The 20034-nt window shown below is 52.2% G+C and carries 12 protein-coding genes and 1 tRNA gene; 1 reads left to right on the forward strand and 12 read right to left on the reverse strand.

All coding sequences use genetic code 11. The features are described from left to right. Nucleotides 1-77 precede the first annotated feature (77 nt). The 6 genes from AAC022_RS10870 to AAC022_RS10895 all read right to left on the reverse strand — a co-directional run bounded on the left by AAC022_RS10870 (nucleotide 78) and on the right by AAC022_RS10895 (nucleotide 9879). Complete coding sequence (locus tag AAC022_RS10870) at nucleotides 78-233, reverse strand: hypothetical protein (protein WP_339730859.1); 156 nt, start codon at nucleotides 231-233, stop codon at nucleotides 78-80. Then, nucleotides 230-2956, reverse strand: a complete 2727-nt coding sequence (locus tag AAC022_RS10875; RefSeq protein WP_339730860.1) for a cbb3-type cytochrome c oxidase subunit I — start codon at nucleotides 2954-2956, stop codon at nucleotides 230-232. The genes AAC022_RS10870 and AAC022_RS10875 overlap by 4 nt, the downstream gene beginning before the upstream one ends. Continuing rightward, nucleotides 2953-3450 (reverse strand): hypothetical protein, encoded by a 498-nt coding sequence (locus AAC022_RS10880; RefSeq protein ID WP_339730861.1) that lies wholly within the window; start codon nucleotides 3448-3450, stop codon nucleotides 2953-2955. Before AAC022_RS10880 ends, AAC022_RS10875 begins: the two co-directional genes overlap by 4 nt. A gap of 135 nt (nucleotides 3451-3585) precedes the next feature. Beyond that, nucleotides 3586-4827 carry a molybdopterin-dependent oxidoreductase gene (locus AAC022_RS10885; protein WP_339730862.1) on the reverse strand — a complete coding sequence of 414 codons (1242 nt, stop codon included), beginning with the start codon at nucleotides 4825-4827 and terminating at the stop codon, nucleotides 3586-3588. A gap of 197 nt (nucleotides 4828-5024) precedes the next feature. Continuing rightward, on the reverse strand, nucleotides 5025-5675 hold the full coding sequence (locus AAC022_RS10890; protein WP_339730863.1) for a hypothetical protein: 651 nt from the start codon (nucleotides 5673-5675) through the stop codon (nucleotides 5025-5027). Between the two features lie 496 nt (nucleotides 5676-6171). Further along, nucleotides 6172-9879 (reverse strand): PVC-type heme-binding CxxCH protein, encoded by a 3708-nt coding sequence (locus AAC022_RS10895; protein ID WP_339730864.1) that lies wholly within the window; start codon nucleotides 9877-9879, stop codon nucleotides 6172-6174. 503 nt (nucleotides 9880-10382) lie between these two features. Here AAC022_RS10895 and AAC022_RS10900 point away from each other — a divergent pair. Continuing rightward, the gene (locus AAC022_RS10900; protein ID WP_339730866.1) at nucleotides 10383-11915 is read left to right on the forward strand and encodes a sialate O-acetylesterase; all 1533 of its coding nucleotides are present in this window, start codon (nucleotides 10383-10385) and stop codon (nucleotides 11913-11915) included. A 353-nt stretch (nucleotides 11916-12268) separates the two neighbouring features. Here the strand turns inward: AAC022_RS10900 and AAC022_RS10905 are convergent, their stop codons facing one another. The 6 genes from AAC022_RS10905 to katG form a co-directional block, all read right to left on the reverse strand. Continuing rightward, nucleotides 12269-12904 carry a hypothetical protein gene (locus AAC022_RS10905; RefSeq protein ID WP_339730867.1) on the reverse strand — a complete coding sequence of 212 codons (636 nt, stop codon included), beginning with the start codon at nucleotides 12902-12904 and terminating at the stop codon, nucleotides 12269-12271. A 64-nt stretch (nucleotides 12905-12968) separates the two neighbouring features. Then, a complete protein-coding gene (locus AAC022_RS10910) occupies nucleotides 12969-13472 on the reverse strand; it encodes a hypothetical protein (protein WP_339730869.1) in 504 nt (167 codons plus the stop codon). A 309-nt stretch (nucleotides 13473-13781) separates the two neighbouring features. Beyond that, on the reverse strand, nucleotides 13782-14075 hold the full coding sequence (locus AAC022_RS10915) for a hypothetical protein (protein WP_339730871.1): 294 nt from the start codon (nucleotides 14073-14075) through the stop codon (nucleotides 13782-13784). A gap of 393 nt (nucleotides 14076-14468) precedes the next feature. Next, the gene (locus tag AAC022_RS10920; protein ID WP_339730873.1) at nucleotides 14469-16082 is read right to left on the reverse strand and encodes a TROVE domain-containing protein; all 1614 of its coding nucleotides are present in this window, start codon (nucleotides 16080-16082) and stop codon (nucleotides 14469-14471) included. Between the two features lie 694 nt (nucleotides 16083-16776). Next, nucleotides 16777-16848, reverse strand: a tRNA-Cys gene (locus AAC022_RS10925). Between the two features lie 594 nt (nucleotides 16849-17442). Next, complete coding sequence (gene katG, locus AAC022_RS10930; RefSeq protein WP_339730874.1) at nucleotides 17443-19824, reverse strand: catalase/peroxidase HPI; 2382 nt, start codon at nucleotides 19822-19824, stop codon at nucleotides 17443-17445. Nucleotides 19825-20034: the final 210 nt, after the last annotated feature.

A 20034-nucleotide genomic window follows, 5' to 3' on the forward strand; every position in this document is an offset into this window, starting at 1 on the left:
ATCGCCGAATGGTAAGCCGCGCTGGATGCTGCGTGCCAAAGCCTGTTCAGCAATGGGTCTGGGTTGGCTGCCTCAGCTTATAGCTTGCGTTTCTGATTCATTAACTGCTCTGTTTCCATGAAGCGGTGTTTGGGCCGCTCGAACCAGTTGCGTGTTGCGGGAAAGAAAATCCAGACGAGTACAAACAGCAACATCAACACAGTCACGCTGCCGACAATCAGGTTGACGATCATTTTGAATTCTCCTGTGGGCTGTTGCTTGTCATTTTATCATTCTGGTAAAACGACCGCAGGTAACCTACTAACAAAGCTTGCTCGTCTTCGGTTAGTTTAGCGTTCCAGTGGACCATTGCAGTGCCGGGAACACCAGCTTTGAGTGCGTCAGTCGCATATTTGACCGTCGGTAATTCGTCATAGAAACTGGTTGGTCGTGGAGCGAGCGCGGCGGCTGAAATACCATCCCCTTGCCCCTTCTCGCCGTGACACAACGCACAATGTGTACGATAGAGTTTTCTCGCAGTCACGAATTCGTCAGCCGGCAATGGTTGGGGATGTTTATATTTTGGTTTGGATATTTGATTCACGAATGCGGCCAGCGCGCGTAAGTCGGATAAGGGAAGTTCGTTCCACGCAGGCATTGACGAACCCTCGATCCCATTCCACAACACGCTACTTAAATGCTTGTCAGACAGCATCACAACGGTCAAATCTTTTGGTTTCGGAAACAGACTGGCTGCTCCCGGTGCGATACTACAACCGCAGTCAGAATGACAGCCTGAGCAGTTCGCGATAAATAAATTGTGTCCATCATTTGCCAGCGATGCTCTCTCGCGATCTGACCATTGGCCGGCCAGCATCGGAGCCGGGCCCCGATCCATGGGAATCAGTGATTCATCAAAACCACCCGTATGAGCATTGCCTGCCGCGATGACTTCGCCAGTGGTCAGTTCAATCGAGGAAGTGGACTCAAGCCGACTGCGACCGAGGCCAGCGAGCACGCCGTTGCGACCAAGCGACTCCAGGTAGGCGACCAAATTGAGTGCGTCCTCAGTAGGTGCGTCGGGCGAACCTTTAAACAACCATCGATAACCTGGCATCATCGATTCAGGAACGACATAACGCGGATTGTAGAGATGCGTCAGTTGCCAGTCCGCCGGACGCCGCCGCGTTTCTCGTGCCAAGTCAGGACCAACACGTCGCGTACCCCACATTTGTGGATACTCATCCTCTGTCTCCCACGCACGACTAACGGGACCGAAACGCCGCGTATCATACTCGGTTGAGCGTACCATTTGCGTATGGCAATAAGCACAACCCTCACGTGCGTAGATCGCGCGACCGCGCAGTTCACTCTTTGTCATCGGAACGGCGAAGGCTGGTTTGGTTTGAGCAATCGTTCGAGCCAATTCTTGATTTGGCCAGACAGCTAACACTAAAAACGACATCGCAAAACAACCAATTCCGGCGACTCCTGTTAGGACGTAAGCACTCCTCAACCATGCAAACTTGCCTGCCACATCAGCCGGCACTTCTACTGGTCGCACAAGATTCACGGCTTCTACCGACTCATCCGACGTATCCTCTGCTTGGCCTGCACCAACTCGCTCACCGACGGTCATCGCCAAGCATAAACAGATAAAGCCCGCCAGTATTGGAATCGATGACAGCGTTCGCGTCATCCAGAAAATACGTGAAGCATTGACTGACTCCATCCATGTAGCCGAAGATTCCCAGAGTTGACCTTGTACGAGCCCACCGATTGTCAGGTCGATGAACATCAAAAACAAACCGATGCTCAGCAACCAGAAAGACCAGTTCGCCGCACGCGGGCTATATCGAACACCTGCCGTGTCCTTCCACACATGCAGCAACCCCCCAATCGCCACGAAGCTGGCAAAGCCAAGTAGCGCCAGATGCGAATGCGCGATGACCCAATCGGTAAAATGCACCAGTTTGTTAACCGGCATCAAAGCCTGGGCTGCTCCCTGCAAACTGACGATGAGATAAATGACGATGCCCGCCCATATGAACCGCAAAGCCACGTTCGAGGCAACCTTGCCCGCACTACCCCGCAACGAGAGTAACTGATTGGTCACGACAAGAATGACGTCCATCCCCAGATAAACCGACGCGACAATCGCACCCATTTGTGCTTCCATCGGGATCGAGGAAAAAATGTAGTGATGCGTACCATTCAGTGGATAAACAAAGAACAGCAGCCAGAATCCGATCATCGATAGAAAGTGGCTATAAATCGGCCGGCCCGTCGACGCAGGTATCACAAAATAAGCGATGCCAACAGCGAGAGGTGTGACCCACAAACCAATCGAATCATGAATCCATAATCCACTGTAACTGGCACCCCGGGCACCAGGAACGAATTCAGGAACCAGATTACCCACGGGATAAGCCAACGTGGTAAATGTGATCGCACCCAGAAAGTACCAACCAGAGACATACAAGTCAGATAGTTTTCCTCGCAGAAACGGCACCACAAACTGTAAATTGAGAAGTACAAAGCAAGCGATGACAACAATATCGACGACGATTGGAAATTCTGCCCATTCCAGTGGCTGGCTGAATCCATGCATCATCAACATCCAGCCGGGAATCACCATCACAAAATTCCAGACAACAAACATCAGCCAACCAAGCGAACGACCGCTCACCGGCTTCATTGCCAGTCGTGGCACAGCATAATAGAGAAACGCCAAAAACGCGTTACCCAACCAGCCAAAGAAAATGCCTTGAGTGTGACAATAACGCAGGCGACCCCATGTCATCACAGACGAGCCACCAAGAAACTCGGGCCAGTTAAATTTAATCGACACCGCGATGCCAAACAGCGCGGAGATGACAACCATAATCAGCGCCATATAACCGTGGGCTCGAATCAATCCATTTTCAACGCGCGGCGTTAAAAGATCGGTTGTCGATTCGTTGGGGATGATATTCATGGTCGTTGTAGTTTCTTCTGAGCAGATTCTGTTTTGCCACGAATCGAAACGAGATATTCGACAATCTTTGGTTGGTCTTTTTTGTAAACATGTCCGCCAAACGTCACGACCATTTTGTTCACGATCTCTTCCCATTTCTCCTGTGGGAAGTGTGGCTGGTCAATGACAAGACGCGGCGAATGACAGGTAATACAATTTGTCATGAACACATCGCGGTGCGGTCCCAGCGGCATAATGGGGTCAAAATGCGGCAGTCTGATTTCATCTACGGCAATCGAAGCCAGAGGAATTTTTCTAATCGTCTCTACTTCTTTATTGGATGAAATGACGGACGATTTGCTGGTCACGACCATCTCGTTACCAGGGCGAATTCCATACCACGAGATCGCGCCGGCTGTAATTGCGAGCACAATGATCAGAATCACCGTGGTTCGTTGCGCACGATGCTGCTGATGTGTCTCGGTTTGTTCAGATTTTGGTTCTGGTTCTGCCATTAATTTATCCGGTAAATACTCGGTCGTGCTAGTGCTTTGTCAAGCTAGAAATTGAGGGATGAGGGTGTTGTTTACGTGCTCCGTTGTCGCACTCTCGTAATATCGATCAACCCAATATTTAAAAATGACACTCCACTAACTTACTTCCACTGTCACTTCTTCAATCACGTTACGCATATAACCGCCGGTATTCCACTTGGACTGCATCGGCTGTGTCTCGCCCTGATTGTTGGTTGCGCGTACAAGCAAACGATAGCTGCCACGTTGGACAGGAGTCCAATTCGCACGCCAGCGACGAAACGAGTAACGCCCCAAGTCGGCTTCGAGAGCAGACGCGGTCCACGTCTTCCCTCCATCCGCTGAAAACTCTACCTGTTTGATCCCCGCCCCTGCATCAAAGGCAATCCCTTCCAATGGAACCGGCTTGCCAGCCGGAACCCGGACCATAGCGGCTTCCGGATTCGGATTCACCCACAATGACCGTACATTCATGAGGCTGATCGGGATCTTCTTCTTGGCATGATCATCCGGTTGTTCCGACCCATCTGCATTATCGGGAACGTGGTACGCCTTAGCCATCCAGTAGCCGGTGTACTTTTCAGGCAACACGTTGATTTCCCAAAGGGATTTCACCCAGTACGTCGCATACCACCCGGGCACGACTAAGCGAACCGGAAAACCGTTCAGTAGCGGCAGCGGTTTACCATTCATTTCGTATGCGACGATGACATCGGGTTGCAGCGCATGTTCGATTTCCAATGATTTGATAAAGTCGGGAGTGGCCGGAAGCGGCCCGGTATCGAGGCCGTTGAATGTCGTATCGACGGCGCCCGCTTTGACCCCCGCCCGCTGCAATAGATCTCGCACGCTAACGCCTTTCCAGCGTGCATTGCCCATCGCGCCATCAGCCCATTGACCGCCGGGGACGCGTGGTTCGAAGAATTTTCGCGAGTTGCCCGAACATTGGCAGACGGCAACCAACTCGGTCGGCTCCATCTTCCGTAACTCGTCCATCGATAATGCGAGTGGCTTATCGATATGACCGCCAATTTTCAGTCGCCAGGTTTTTAAATCGACTTTGGTCGGAATGGGCTGCAAATGCCAGCGGACAAAAAACGCTTCATTCGGTGTCAAATCTTCGGCAAAATACGCGCGCGGTGTTTCCAATTGCGGCGCACGATCATTGATCATGTGCATCGGTACTTTCTCCGGGAAGCGTGCAATCGATTGATCGAACGAAGGAGATGTGTTTTGTTCGGCTGTTTCGGATGCGCAACCGCCGGGAAGAATTCCAGCCACACCTGCGAAGCCTGCCCACTGTAGTAACTGCCGACGAGACATGCTGCCGTCTCGTTGCAAGTCGCTTGGTTTATTCATGAAAAGATCCGTATTCGTAGCGCTCTACGGGGGTTTGACAATTCAAAGAAATGCCGGATAGAAGGAGCCTCATTCCGCATTTGCCACCTTTGCTGCACAGCTTTCAAGAGACTATACTTTTTAACAGTCAATTTTGCGTACGTCAAGACGAAGGGTTTATCGCACCGTAATATTGACTTGAGACCAATAAATAGGCGTCAGGGCGACGTGTCGGGCTGAGTGGAATTCTCGATGGCACTAACGAGAGCACCGAGTTCTGGTTTCAGATGTTGCATCTTCGGATCATCCAAGAGTGAATGTAAACGGGTCAATATTTTTGAGCGACTACCCTCGGAGAGTTCGGGTATTATTTCTGGTAGTGTATTCTGCATGTACCCTACCAATCTCTTGATTTCTGAGGTGCGGTAGATCTGAGATTCTGTCAAAACTTGAAAGTGATCTTCGACCATGAGAGCGGTACCGTGTCTCATTTGTTTTAGACCATTCATGCGAACAAGGTAGGTTGGATCCCCCTTGTCAATCGTTGGTAAGAATTCGTTGAACAAGTTCAAAATCACGACACACAACCGCAGACTCGCGCCTCGAAGTTCAACGATTTCAATACCACCTACCGCGTGCTGGTCGAATGCTTCCAGATAAAGCCCCAAAATCTGACTGCTTGATTGCAGATAATTCAGTGCATCCGGAATTCGTTGATCTATTGACAGGGCAAGGTTTCGATACATGTCGAGGTTATCATCCGCCGTGAGACGTTCGAATACTTCACCTGATTTTTCACTCTGGTATCTAGGTAGGTGACTGAATTCCTGCAATGATATTCTAAGAAGTGCAGCCTCTGCTTGTTTCATCTCACTACCAGACCAAGTGTCCGCTTCGTCTGGTACCCCCATAACAATGTAGTCACCAATATATAGCGATTCATCTCTTGGAGGACGAATATCAGCTCGTGTCGTATTACTGGATTTCGATTCGTCAGGAGCTGAGTTCGCGTCAGCGGTTGTTGTTACTGGCGTGGTAGTGTCTTTGCAACCAGTCAACAAAACCAGGCACGCAACAACAAACAGATGAGGGTAAACCACTCGTGTGAGCATCGTTCTTCGCTTTCTAACTTCTATTCACGTGCATGAATGGTCCGAAGACCACAATGGTGCTCGTAGGCAAGATACTAGGAACCTTTTTCTGCTAGACTGCCACAATCATAACAAAATTAGTAGTCTGAGACAGGAATTATTCCCTGTGATATTAATATCGAAAACAGTGAAACAAAAACACCCCTGATCTGATTGCTCAGACCAAGGGTGTTTTTCACTTAAGATTAGAAGAGGCCCTCAAAGGCGGCTCAGCTTACTTGCCGTAGATCGCGGCCTGGTGCAGGTGGAATGTCCCTTTGCCTTCCAGGCCGAGTCGGACGTATTTGGCACGCGTTCCTGCAGGCAGTTCGATCGTCCATTGCGGGGCGACTTTGTCGGCTGTCCAGACTTTTTCGAAGTTGGTGCCATCGGACGAAATCCAGACGGTCAGACCTTTGGCGCGTTCCTGCAAGCCGCCCCGATTCCGTAGCCAGATGGAACGGACTTCAGAATCCTGATCCAGTCGAATGGTGACATTCGGCGAATCGGTATCCAGGTCTGAATGAAAAGCGAAATCAAACGACTCCGCGGGAACTTCCGTCAGAAACAGGTACGCGTCTTTGTTCCAGCCACCGTTCCCAAACTTACCGCCAAATTTGATCGCAGCGCCGCGCGAGATTTCATTGAATCCGTTGTGCTTCCGCAGCTTGATCGTTTTCTGCTGCGCACTGATCCAACCCTCTTTATCCTGTACCGCGGTAATCTGACGTTGCTTCGACAGATACGCGACCAGATCCAGAAATTCGATCGGGGCGATGGTTTTAATCAGGCCTTCAGGCATCGAGCTGGATTTCATCGGCTTGCGCACATCGATTTGGTCTTTCGGGATGTCGATTTTTTTCCCTTTGGCAAGTCCCAGTGAGATCGTGTCATCGGTTTCGGAGAGAATGAAGCCGGTATGCACTTCGCCCTCTTCTGTGAGAATCGCGACGGTTTCGTACCCTTTCGAAATCTTATCGTTGGGCATCAGGACGGACGTCATCATTTCAATCTTACTGACCCGCTGACCGATGTCGCTGAGATCGGGACCGAACTTTTTCCCCAGGTCACCGACCTTGTGACAGGCCGAGCAGACCTGCTTAAACACGCCTTGACCCCGATCGGCGTTGCCGCCTTGCAATTTCGCCAGTTGTCTGATGGCCGCTTTACGTTTGCTGTCTGAAGCATCTTCAGCCTCAGCAATCTGCAATGGTTTCACCGCCGCACCACCGGGACCGGTCATTTTCTTATAGTGAGCAAGATACTTCTTCGCCGCTTCAGAAGAACCAGCCAGAAAGTCCGGTTTCTTTTCTGCCGCTTCCCAGGCAGGTTTGAGTGCGTGGAGTGTGTGTTCCAGCGTGTAATCAATCCAGTAATCGCGTTTCTGGTCGGCGGCCTGCAACGCGAGTTGCGTCGCTTCAACCGAGGGGAAGAAACTCAAACCGCGAACCGCTTCCAGACGCACGCGCGGATGAGGATCGCTGATCGCTTTCGCGAGGTAGTCTTTCAGCTTCGGCTGACGATCCATTTCATTGACCAGAACGTGAATCGCAGCCGCCCGGGCACGATATTCGTCTGAAGCCAGAATCCGATCGACCAGTTTGGTATCGACCGCACGAAAACTTTCCTGAACCCACAACGCTTCGCACAACTGCATCGGATCGTTCACACCATCAACCCATTGATTGACAGCCGCCAGCACCTGCTCCCGGTCGCGATCCCAGAGTTCACGACGAACACGATAGCGTGTCCGCAATTCGTAGGTCTTCAATTGCTCCAGCAATTCCTCAATCGATTTGCCAGCCTGAGTGATCGGCTGCAACAGCGGTTTCTTTGTATTGACCAGTCGATAGACGCGACCGTGTTTGTGGTCGCGATTCGGATCACGTTGCGAATACTGCATATGACCAATCAACGCGTTACACCAGTCACCAAACCAGACGGCTCCGTCCGGACCGACTTTCGGATCCACGGGGCGAAAAATCATATCGGTTGACGAGAGTAGATCGTCAACACGTTCGCCTTCAAAGCCGGCACCTTCCTTCTGATCGCGAAGATTGAAGCGTGGCATGCCATGCATGTTGATCACGCAGGCATAGATAAACTGATCCTGCATCGCATCGGGCAGGTGCCGCGAGATTAAAAATTCGTTCCCGACGGCAGGACGCATGCCCTGGTTATCAAAGTTCGGTTCGAGTGTCCGCCGCGTATTGACTTCCAAGCCGGATAACGGACTCGTCCAGTGTTGTTTGGCGTTTGTCCCATCACCCACCATTCCATTGCCCCACTTGTCGAATACCAGGCACCACGGGTTTCCGTAGCCGGGAGTTCGGAAGTGACGAAATTTCAGGCTGCGTGGATCAAACGTGTAACAGCCGGCCGTCCCCGAGTTGCGGAAGGCGCCGCGTGGTGTTTCGAGTGTTGTAGACAGCGCCACCCCTTCGAGCATATGCAAAAGCCCGCCGTGAGAATATTCCCATGCACCGACGGTATGATGTGTGTCATCGGTCGCGATGCCGTCCACAATCTGCTCCACCACATCGGCTTTGTCGTCGCCGTCTGTATCTTTCAGAAACAGAATGCGAGGCTCATCAACCACCAGCACCCCACCGTTCCAGAATTCGAAACCGGTCGGGCAAATCAACTTGTCGTAGAACGTAATACATTTATCAGCGCGACCATCATTGTCGGTATCTTTAAAGATCAACAGGCGGTCGCTGGGTCTGCCTGCACCGGGCATCCACTGCGGATAATTCGCCATACAGGAAACCCACAAATCGCCTTTGTTATCAAAGGCAATCTGATTCGGATTGGCCAGTTCAGGGAACTCCCGCTCGGAAGCGAACAATTCGACCTTGAAGCCCTCGGGAACCGTCATCATCTTGATCGACTCTTCCGGCGTCGGATATTTCAGATCCTTGGGTTCACGCATTTCGCGAAACCCTTCGCTGCGGCTGCCAAACATCGTTTTGGGAATGAAGACTTCCCCCGTCTTCGAATCGTCCGGCTTGTTCGGCACGTCACCACCGGCGGCCATCTCCCAGATGTACCGATCGCGAACCGCCACCATCTTGCGAATCTTTTGATACTCGCCGGGAAAGGTTTCCGTATCCCATGTGCGACGACCGCCGTAGACATACCAGCCATTCAGCATTCGATAGTCTTGCGCGTGAAACCAGGACTTGTCATTCACCCATTTGCGAACCGCATCGAATTTCGACGTCCCTGTTCCCAAGGGATGCTGCGAGGTAAACAGGCTCGCGTCCAGCATTTCCCCAATCACCCGGTCGCCAGCTTCGTTGGCATGTGCGCCGTTTGAAGTAAACTGGTTGCCGGGTTCTTTTGCGAATAGAGGTTTTGTATCGGTAAACAGATCCACGAAGCGATGCCCGTCTTCTGCAGCCAGTTTTTGAATCGTGGCCGTATACGCGGCCAGATTCTTGTTTTCTTCTTCTCCCGCTGGATGAAGCGGGTCCCCCGTTGATTCAAAGGCAATCGGGCTGATCAGCACGAAACGTGGCTTGCGGCCTTCTTTCGTAAAGCGTTTGGTTTGCTCTGCGATATACGCGCGATATTTCGTGACGAATGCGTCCAGACTATCTTTCGAATCGCCGGCGAAGGATTCATTGAAACCAAAGAAACAGAAAAACGTTTCCGGCCCGTAAACTTCCAGCGGATCGTCAATCTTCGTGTAATTACTGGGACGTTGCTGAATGCCAACTTCATCTGCCGGCCAGCCGAAGTTGCGGAAAATAATCTGCTTCTCGGGATAGCGCGTCTGCATCAGCGTCTCGAAATTCCCGAACAGGTTCATCCGTTCGGCCAGCGAGTTTCCAACGGCGGCAATGCGTTCATTTTTTTTCAGTTCGAAAGGCTCAGCAGCCCTCACAGTCGAATGCAAGTTGCACAGAATGAGAGCAGCAATCACAAGACAAAGTCGCATTCCAGTATCCTTTTTAGTTCATTGATGTTCGCGTGGGGGGATCAGCATCGTGATGATCACGACACAAAGTGGCAGGCTTTTCTTGGTTTACGAAAACCAGTCCGTTGAGTATCGGCGCGAGGTAACCGTGACCGATTACCAGCTTCTTCACCATGTCATACGCCAAACTCTACAATACCGATGGATACAGGGGACCGTCAATTGCGGCTCCGCGACTGATATAAAAACAATGGTAGATTGAAGTTATGCTGTGAATACCAAACGCCGGGCTCTCAGCCGCCCTGTTACCACTAAGTCATTATTACAAATGGCCTTACGGCATTAATATCACTCTAGCTATTTCTAACTTTCTTATTTACAACTGTTTCTGACATCCTTCTTGGAAATAATTTCTTTGTCGTCGAGGTGTCACTGTTGGCTTGCCCAACAGTGAGAAAACACTATAAAACAAGGTTTAAATCATCACAGCCCGTCAAGCAGAAAAACTCCCGAAAGTGCGATCCATGATACAAACACCATTTCGACATTCTCTGATCGGACTCCTGCTACTCATCGGAATAGGAACCCCCGCTCCTGCACAGGCCGAATTAAAACTTTCGGGCATTTTCAGCGATCACATGGTGCTTCAACGCGATCAACGTCTGCCCGTCTGGGGCGGGGCTGACAAAGGGCAGACAGTCACCGTGACGTTTAACGGACAGACCGTTTCCACGACTACTGACGACAATGGCCTCTGGCAGGTGAAATTACCGCCCCTGCAACACAACAATAAAGGGCAGGAACTTTTCGTGCAAAGTAGCGAGGAGTCATTGATCATTCGTGATGTCGTCGTCGGCGATGTCTGGCACGCCAGTGGCCAGTCCAATATGGCGATGACCGTCAGATCGGTTGCTCAGAAAATCCCCGAAGCCAAACAACACATCGCAGATGCCAATTTACCCGCCATTCGATTTCGACGCATCTCTGAAAACGAAGCCGCGTCTCCACAAACTGACCTGCCGTTACGAAACGGCTGGGTCCCCTGCTCGCCCGCTTCCGCTCCGAACGTTTCGGCGGCTGCTTTCTATTTTGCTCGCAAACTACATCACGAACTGGGCATCCCGATTGGCGTCATCGACACATCGCGGGGAGGCACTCCCATCGAACCGTTCATTCCGCGTGACGCGTTTACCTCTCATCCAACATTAAAACAGGAACTGAAACTGGGAGAACAGGAAGACCTGCGCGGCATCTGGAAACTACCCGGCGGCGTGTATGCCCGCGATGCGAACTGGCTGCCGGGCCGCTTATTTCATTCGCGTCTCGCACCGATCACCGAGTTTCCCGTACGGGGACTGATCTGGTATCAGGGAGAATCCAACTGCGGCAACAGGGAAGACCCGCGCGATTATCAACATAAAATGCGGGCCTTGATTACCGGCTGGCGGAAGGCACTCGGCGATGACAGCCTGCCCGTTTATTTCGTGCAGCTTCCCGGCAGCGGCGCGGGCCCCGGCTGGCCTTACCTGCGCGAACAGCAACGACTGAGCAGTAATCTGCCACACACGGGCATGGTGGTCACCATCGATCTGCTCGACAAAGATATTCATCCCCCTAACAAAATCGACGTTGGAGACCGTCTCGCACGTTGGGCACTGGCAGAAGAATATGAAAAACCAGTTCCCTATAGTGGCCCCCTGTTCCAGCGAGCCACAATAGAAAATGAAAAAATCACCGTGCACTTTTCGTATGCAGACAGCGGCCTGATGATCGCCGTCAAAGAGGGATTACTACCACCACGCGAGACACCAGACAAAGCGTTATCCCACTTTGAACTCGCCGACGCCTCCGGTCATTGGTTTCCGGCGGAAGCGATCATCAACGGAAAAACCATCGTCGTCACCAGCAGTCAGGTACAAGATCCCGCGGCAGTACGTTACGCCTGCGCCATCGATCCGCAGCACTGCCATCTCTATAATCGCGACGGTCTGCCCGCCTCACCCTTTTGCTCAAAAGCAAAGTTCTTTCAGTACGCACCAGACTTACCGGTCGACTAACGAGCGACACCTAACAACAATAAAACACGTCCCGCATGTTCTGTCGTAGGGTGCGGCCCTATGTGGCCGCCCGCCTGGCGACATACCATTTTGTAGAACGCGCGGAATGGAACCAGAATCAACTCCGCACATCAACACGCAAACCACCTCGATACAGCGGGTGAACACGCGGGTCAACAGCCAGTTCAGGTCACTGGTCGCCTGACGCAACACGGGCTCCGAATCGAGATCAAACAGCAACCGATCCTGCGGATGCGAACCACGATGCTTACGCCGGTCAGGCATGAACTGGGCCAATCGTCAGAATAGAAATGACATCTTTGTGAACTTCGCCGCTCGGATACATCGGATTGTCAACTCATCCCAGAATCCATGTCGCGCCATGTTTCCACCGCACTACGGACACCTTTGACGAGCAAGTCGTGTCGTTCCGGTCCTACGGCTTGTTGCATCAGGCTGAAGACATCTACAACAGCCGTCACATTCTGGGCCGCTTCCGCCAGCCAGTCGCGAAGCTGCTCGGAGTCCTCGGGGGGATCATCCCAACCCTCGGGGTCATATCCCGCGAGAAACCAGGCCATGAAAGCAGCGTCCCCCAGTGGCGTATGAGCAGACTGCGGCATGTTTCTTACCAGGCTCCACCACAGATCGCCGAGGCGTCGCAAGTCGTCCACCGATTGCGCACTCTCCAGCCAGATGTGTAATTCTGCCAGTACCCTCTCTACAAACTCGACATCCGCACGTTCCGGGGGTGCTTCACTCAGGGCAGCTTCAATTACGGCTACGGCAGCAATCACCGCCGGCTCCTTCCCTAGCTCAATCAGTATGATCGCCCAGTCGGCCAGCTCTCCCGTTGGCAAGGCGCGCTCCGGGAAACACAAAGCCTCCACCAACATTGCGTCACGTTCTGTCAGTGAAAGTCCTGTCTCGAGAGGCTGAGGTGGTTGACCGAGCCTTCCCAATGCGCGGTCGATCATTTCGTAGTCCATGTGTTGCAAGATCCCAGACGTTTTAGCTAACAGAGCCGCTCGCGGCTCCGCTTTCCTGCCATTGTTATTCGACGATACTGACCATGCCGAGTGATTTGGTTTTTGCGATTAGCTCATCTGTAGAGTCAAATTTTAGTGAATTCTCAACATGCAGTACTCGGCCATTTTTGCACCACACAAGTTCTCCATATCCGTGAACGAGGGACGCCCCATTCTTCAATTCCTCAAGTTTTTTCCAGCCGGGCAGTGAGCGAAGTGGTTTGTAGCCTTGAGTAACTGGCGTGCAGTCAATGTAGCGAAATGCGAGGTCGCTCTTCGGGTATCGGGTTTTGTAGTCGCGTTCAAATTCAGCAAAACGTTTACGCTGAAAAACCATAAAAGCCCAATCGACGTGGACCAGGAAAATCGTTTCAGAGTGAGAAGTTGCCTCAGCTACAGCACGCTGCACATCCTCGGCAGTCTTAAGTTGAGAAAACGTGAATTCCTGCATTAGTTCAACAGCCTGACCCTCAGGTTCCATGCGATCACAACCCGGCAAAGCGGAAAAAGACAAGGCAAATAAAAGCACGGAATGTAGCGAACATTGCGTCATATCTTAGGCGAACACCTTGAATTAGACTGAAATATTTCGATAGAACCCATTATCGGCAGAGCTGGTGAAATTTTGTTTAACAGGATATGAATTGTCAAGCGAAATCTGAGGAAAGGGCTAAGTGAGCTGGAAAAGGCTCAGATCTCTTTGATCTCTGTTCGCTAAGACGGCTTCCTGTCCATTCACCACTGCGGACAGTTGGCGGAAAATCAGTTCCTCTTCTGTGGCGTTCGGTCTCAAGTTCGGTTTAATCAGAGCGATTGCTGTAGCACCTTGAACCGCTGGCTAGATTTTTCGAATCTCATAAGTAATTTTGCGGTGCAGTTCGTCATTTGGATTTTGCCACTCGCTGACCCGACGCACGTGGCCTGCCCTTTCCAGAGTCTCTAGATCAGAGAGCTGCCACTTCGCTGGAAATGTCGTTGATAAGTCCTGGCCGGCTACTTCAATCCAGTGATATTGCCCAAACGGAAGATACCCCAGCCACTCAGTAACGTACGTGAATTGTCGCGACGGCTCACCTGCCAGCGCAGACAGCAATTGCTTGAGGAATTCATGTTGTAGCTTTGTCAAATCCATAAAGCATCACTTGAGTTAGACTGAATGATTTCAGTAGGGGTACAATAATAGGCAGGTCTCATTAATAATGCGCCCTACTCATCCTTTTAGCTTGTCGGGTGACACCGTGGCTTGCTCAACAGTGATTACGCTTTATGGTTCAGGTCGGTTTTTCCTTGCTCGGGTGAAGGTAAGTAATTTGTTAATCTTAAAGACGAGATAATCATCGTGATTTCAATCAACATCATTTAAATGCTCTCCAATGACTGTCAAAATACAGTTGAATCAAAGTGAGTCTTCTCACTGTCGGGCAAGCCGACAGTGGCACACAACACAGTAAATACACTATAAAACAAGTGTGAAACAATAACATCTGGAAAAACACAAAAGCCCCCTGTTCAACGACACCGTCGATCAGACTTCGATCGACTCGATCTCCGATACGAACCGACCTGCATCCTTACCCACAAACGAGGAGACCACGTTGAACACGGCGTCACTGAAGCCGCCGATGTTCAGGATGTCGTCTCGTTCCGGAGCCTGCGTTGAACCGTAAGGCTGGATGTCGATACAAACCAGCTTCGGATCAACCACACCAAGCCGCCTCTGGTTCTTCACGAACGTCTGCCACTCGGCCATCACACCGGTCGAACCATAGTGGCCCGCGCCAACCCAGCTCTCGTTGTCGCTCACCAGCACACAACCGGCAAACGCGCGTTTGCTCAATCGTGCATTGGCTTCGCGGAGCGGAACCGAACAGTCGGTTCCGCCGCCGCCGAACTTCGCCAGTCGCTCTGACAGACTCAGGATTGAGTCGGACGCATCAAAGCGAACGTCGTACGCCCGGGTATCGAACGGAATCACCACGCTGTCCGGATTACGCCGCAGAATGGCCGCCGCAAACAACGCCGCCACATCCACACAGCGCATCTTGCTGACAGCACCACGGCCCTGCCAACCCGTCGCAGGCGAACTCATCGAATAGGACGTATCCAAACCGATGACCACAGGCTCCACCAACTCCGGCACATTACCGCAGGCGATCTCAGCTGCAGTATGCAGGGCTGCTTTGATCTTGTGCGGAATTTCCGACGCCACATTCAGGTACGCTGCCAGGAACTGGTACGGAAACTGCCGTGAACGACGGATTGCCTTTTCGTCCGTCAATCGTTCGGCCACGTAATCCACCAGCGCACTGTCTTTGAACACCTCGTGACGCAACAGCGTGTTAAGGTTCATCCGCAGCGCCTGCGGTCCCATCTGTCGGGCAATCGCCTTCCAGACCAACGGACCTTTGGCCGCATCGGCCAGCAGATCCCAACGCACAGACAGATCTTTCACAATCTCCGCCTGCGCTGCGTCCGTTTCTGCCTGTCGATATGCGATCAACGCCTGCACCTGTGCTGGCAGGTCAGCTTCCGTTGCAGGAGCCCACTTTTCAAGCTCCTTACCCGTCAGCCAACCAAACAGCGCACGTCGCGCATTGTCTTTTGGCGTTGGTCGCGCCATTCGCAACACATCGCGCAGACTCGGATCGTTGCCGATCGAAGCTGACAGCAACTTACCCACCGATGCCTCGTTCAGCCAGCGTTGATACGCGCGCTGCAGACTAGACGACAAACTGCTACGACCGAACTGCCCCGAACGGATCATCTGGAACATCGTGCGCAGCACGCGGCCATTGTCCACCACCCGATCGAACACACGGTGCAGCAATTCGGTATTCCGCTTCGACAGAACCACCAACAACGCCGCCGGCATATCCTTCATGAAGGCACGCTCACGCGCGTAAACCGCCAGCTGCGCCAGGAAGCGATTGTCATCGACCTGATCGATCAGTTTGTGTATCTCATCCAGCTGGCTCTGCGCGCTCGCATAGAACACGCCGTTGAAGCAGCCGGTGGCCGCCATCTGTGCCAGTGCCTGCTTCGGTGTGAACTTGTATGCCAGGCCTCCCGCTTCGTTGCGCGCGTTCGCGCGTGGCAGGTTACTTTTGCGACTGGAAAATAACGTTTTGTTGGCCATCATAGCCTCCTTTCAAAATAGGGGTCCGACGAAAACAGGATCAGTCAACGTTGACTGCAGTCGAACCATGTAAGCAGCACTCGACGAAGTAATGGGCAGAGTTTTCCCTGTGACGTCGCACGCGCGGATCACAAGGTCCGAACCAAATTGAAAAGTTAAGTGGGCCGGGCAGGATTTGAACCAGCTTTGCCATGTACTCCACTCCGGCAGTCGAGTGAGTTTTGTTAAAAAATGATCGACGAAGTTGTTGAACCAGAGTTTTTTTCCAATGCTCTGCCAATTGAGCTACAGCGTGGCATGCTTAAACAGGGAACGCTGGTGGGGCTCGAACCCACAATAGTCATGTACTCCCATTCGGCAGTCGATCCTGTTTAAAGTGACGTTGTAGTCCTCTCAGAAAGTCAATATTTCAGTTTCAAAAAAGACCGACGAAGTTGTGTACCAGAGTTTTTACGGTGCTCTAACCTTTGAGCTACGGCGCGACACGCTTTGTGAAATAGCGCCGGTGGGACTCGAACCCACAACCACCGGGATCTAAACCATGTACTCCAGTTCGGCAGTCGGTCCTGTTTGAAAGTGATCATGTTATCCCAACGAATTGTTGGATTTTTATTACAACCTTCCAACGAAGGATTTGCTCAGACACGGGTTCTTTTTTACAGAAAGATGTAGTCCGAGCCGGCAGTTGGTCGGTTTAAGACGCCAGTGGGAGTCGAACCCAGTTCCGACTGCTTTGCAGGCAGCCGCCCGACCATCAGGTTCCAGCGTCAGTGAAGTGCCCCCGTCAGGAATTGAACCTGATCTACGAGCTTCGCGGGCTCGCGTGCGAATCCGGCACACTCCAGGGACCTCATATTCTCAGTACCTCGCCAGGGAGTTGAACCCCGTCTTATGGATTAGAAGACCACCGTGCGTCCATCACACTCGCAAGGCATCCCATTATTAAGAACCAACGAAATCACAATCGCTGGCTGCCGATGAAAGACAGTGCACCATCGCCGGCGGTTCGCACCTTTCAGAAATCTTTCTGTCAGTTTCGCAGAATCAGCATGCGACGATGTCGGAAAAGGAGAGGCATAAAAAAAGGGATGAGGTAAAATCACTCACACAAGGTATCAGCGTTGTGTGCTACGGTTAGCATGTCCAATCGTGATTTCGATTCAAGTTTGAGTCTGTTTTCTCACTGTCGGGCCAGCCGACAGTGACACACGACACGGTAATTACATCTACAAAACAAGCCTTAAATGACCACACATGTAGAAACAAAAAGCCCCTGGTCCGATTTCTCAGACCAGGGGCTCGTTTCATTGACCGTCTCGAGTTTCCACTCGAATCGTCATTTATCAATCACTCACTCAAAAGATCAGCGCTGGCCAAGCGCTACAGACTTAGCTCCTTTTTTCAGAGCGGGATCAAGGTCGAATCGATCCAGATTCATCACCTTATTCCAGGCAGCTACGAAGTCATTGACAAACTTCTGCTGACCATCTTCGCTGGCATACACTTCTGCGATCGCACGCAGTTGTGAGTTCGAACCAAACACAAGATCGACGGAACTGGCAGTCCATTTGACTTGGCCCGTCTTGCTGTCCCGACCTTCGAAGAAGTGGTCACACATGGCAGACTTCTGCCACTTCGTGTTCATGTCCAACAGGTTCACAAAGAAGTCATTAGACAACGTTCCCGGTTGCTTGGTTAAGACACCCAGTCCCGGAACTCCGACATTCGTATCGAGTACCCGCATGCCGCCCACAAGCACGGCCATCTCCGGAGCAGTCAGCGTGAGCAGGTTGGATCGATCGACCAGCATCTCTGCCGCAGGTCGATCGAAATCGAGACCATGATCCTGGTAGTTACGAAATCCGTCTGCCTTTGGTTCCAGCACGGCGAAGGACGCGACGTCGGTCATTTCCTGTGATGCATCGGTGCGTCCTGGCGCGAAGGGAACCTGAACCGTGTGCCCGGCCTTCTTCGCAGCTTCCTCGACGGCAGCACATCCGCCCAGCACGATCAGGTCTGCCAGTGAGACCTGCTTGCCATCGGATTGTGCGCTGTTGAAATCCGATTGGATTTGCTCCAGCTTCGGCAGTACCTTCGCCAGTGCTTCCGGATTATTGACTTTCCAGTCCTTCTGTGGGGCGAGGCGAATGCGTGCCCCGTTGGCACCACCACGACTGTCGGAGCCACGGAAGGTAGACGCCGATGCCCACGCGGTCGAAACCAGTTGGGGAATCGACAGGTCCGCAGCCAGAATCTCGGCTTTGAGGGCAGTGACATCCTGCGCGTTGATCAGTTTATGATCAACAGCCGGAACGGGGTCTTGCCACAATTGTGCTGCAGGTACTTCAGGACCGAGGCACTTTGAAACGGGGCCCATATCCCGGTGTGTCAGCTTGAACCATGCCTTGGCGAAGGCAGCGGCGAACTGGTCCGGGTTTTCATGGAAACGTTTTGAAATTTTTCCATAGGCCGGATCCATCTTCAATGCCATGTCGGTCGTGAACATCATCGGGGCATGAGACTTGGATGAATCGTGCGCATCCGGTACGGTTCCTTTGGCAGATTCCTCTTTCGGAGTCCACTGCTGCGCACCTGCCGGACTTTTCGTCAGTTCCCATTCGTAGCCGAACAGGTTATTGAAATAGCCGTTTGACCACTCGGTTGGGGTGGATGTCCAGGCCCCTTCCAGACCACTGGTGATCGTGTCGCCCGCATTACCTTTTCCATATTTGTTCTTCCAGCCAAGTCCCTGTTCTGCGAGACCGGCTCCCTCAGGTTCGGGACCCACGTTCCCTTTTGGACTGGCAGCACCATGCGCTTTTCCGAAGGTGTGTCCGCCGGCAATCAGCGCCACAGTCTCTTCGTCATTCATCGCCATGTGACCAAAGGTTTCCCGAATGGCCTGCGCTGCAGCAAGCGGATCCGGCTTGCCACCCGGGCCTTCCGGATTGACGTAGATCAAACCCATCTGAGTTGCGGCGAGAGGATTATCGAGTTTCTTATCTGCTTTGTAACGCTTGCTACCCAGCCATTCGCTTTCCGGTCCCCAGTAAACATCCTTTTGTGGCTCCCAGACATCTTCACGACCTCCGGCAAATCCAAACGTCTTGAACCCCATCGACTCCAGAGCACAGTTACCGGTTAAGACCATCAGGTCGGCCCAGGAAATCTTCTGGCCGTATTTTTGTTTAATCGGCCAGAGCAATCGACGCGCCTTGTCCAGGTTCGCATTATCGGGCCAACTGTTGAGTGGTGCGAAGCGTTGTGTGCCATCCGATGCACCGCCGCGACCATCAGAGACGCGATACGTTCCTGCACTATGCCAGGCCATTCGAATGAATAACGGACCATAGTGTCCGTAGTCGGCGGGCCACCAGTCCTGTGATGTGGTCATCAACTCTTTGATGTCTTTCTTCACCGCAGCCAGGTCGAGTTTCTGGAACTCAGCAGCGTAATTAAAACCCTCGCCCATAGGATTACTCTTGCGTGAATTCTGATGCAGCATGTCCAGATTCAACTGGTTCGGCCACCAGTCCCCATTCGACATCCCCCCCGCTGCGGTGTGCCTTTGCGATGGACTTTTTTGTCCGCCCATCACCGGGCACTTACTGATATCCTGTTTGTCGCCTGCCTGTTTCCCGCCATCTTTAATGAGGGGGGGCTGATTCTGAGCGAATGCGACCGTAGCGATGCAGAGCACCGCACAGCCCGATATTACACGAGCGAAGTGTCTTGGCGTGGTCATGGTCTCTCCTCGGATTGTGGTTGAAATATACCGGTTTTTAATGTGGACTCATTAATCCTCTTTATACATTATGGACACTTCCACCTAATAGTTCCAATGCATTCTTGTAATGGTTGCCATGCACCGAAAGCATGGATGAAACCCAATACGTTACCCGCCAGTCAGCAGGTGTTGCCGTGTGACAGGCGTTGTTTTTTTCGCTTTCGTTTC

Origin of the sequence: uncultured Gimesia sp., from assembly GCF_963976445.1 — a bacterium.
In the GTDB taxonomy this organism is placed as follows: Bacteria; Planctomycetota; Planctomycetia; order Planctomycetales; family Planctomycetaceae; genus Gimesia.

Coding starts and splice junctions, on each gene's coding strand:
- AAC022_RS10870 (WP_339730859.1), bottom strand. CDS start 233: ATGATCGTCAACCTGATTGTCGGCAGCGTGACTGTGTTGATGTTGCTG.
- AAC022_RS10875 (WP_339730860.1), bottom strand. CDS start 2,956: ATGAATATCATCCCCAACGAATCGACAACCGATCTTTTAACGCCGCGC.
- AAC022_RS10880 (WP_339730861.1), bottom strand. CDS start 3,450: ATGGCAGAACCAGAACCAAAATCTGAACAAACCGAGACACATCAGCAG.
- AAC022_RS10885 (WP_339730862.1), bottom strand. CDS start 4,827: ATGAATAAACCAAGCGACTTGCAACGAGACGGCAGCATGTCTCGTCGG.
- AAC022_RS10890 (WP_339730863.1), bottom strand. CDS start 5,675: ATGAAACAAGCAGAGGCTGCACTTCTTAGAATATCATTGCAGGAATTC.
- AAC022_RS10895 (WP_339730864.1), bottom strand. CDS start 9,879: ATGCGACTTTGTCTTGTGATTGCTGCTCTCATTCTGTGCAACTTGCAT.
- AAC022_RS10900 (WP_339730866.1), top strand. CDS start 10,383: ATGATACAAACACCATTTCGACATTCTCTGATCGGACTCCTGCTACTC.
- AAC022_RS10905 (WP_339730867.1), bottom strand. CDS start 12,904: ATGGACTACGAAATGATCGACCGCGCATTGGGAAGGCTCGGTCAACCA.
- AAC022_RS10915 (WP_339730871.1), bottom strand. CDS start 14,075: ATGGATTTGACAAAGCTACAACATGAATTCCTCAAGCAATTGCTGTCT.
- AAC022_RS10920 (WP_339730873.1), bottom strand. CDS start 16,082: ATGATGGCCAACAAAACGTTATTTTCCAGTCGCAAAAGTAACCTGCCA.
- katG (WP_339730874.1), bottom strand. CDS start 19,824: ATGACCACGCCAAGACACTTCGCTCGTGTAATATCGGGCTGTGCGGTG.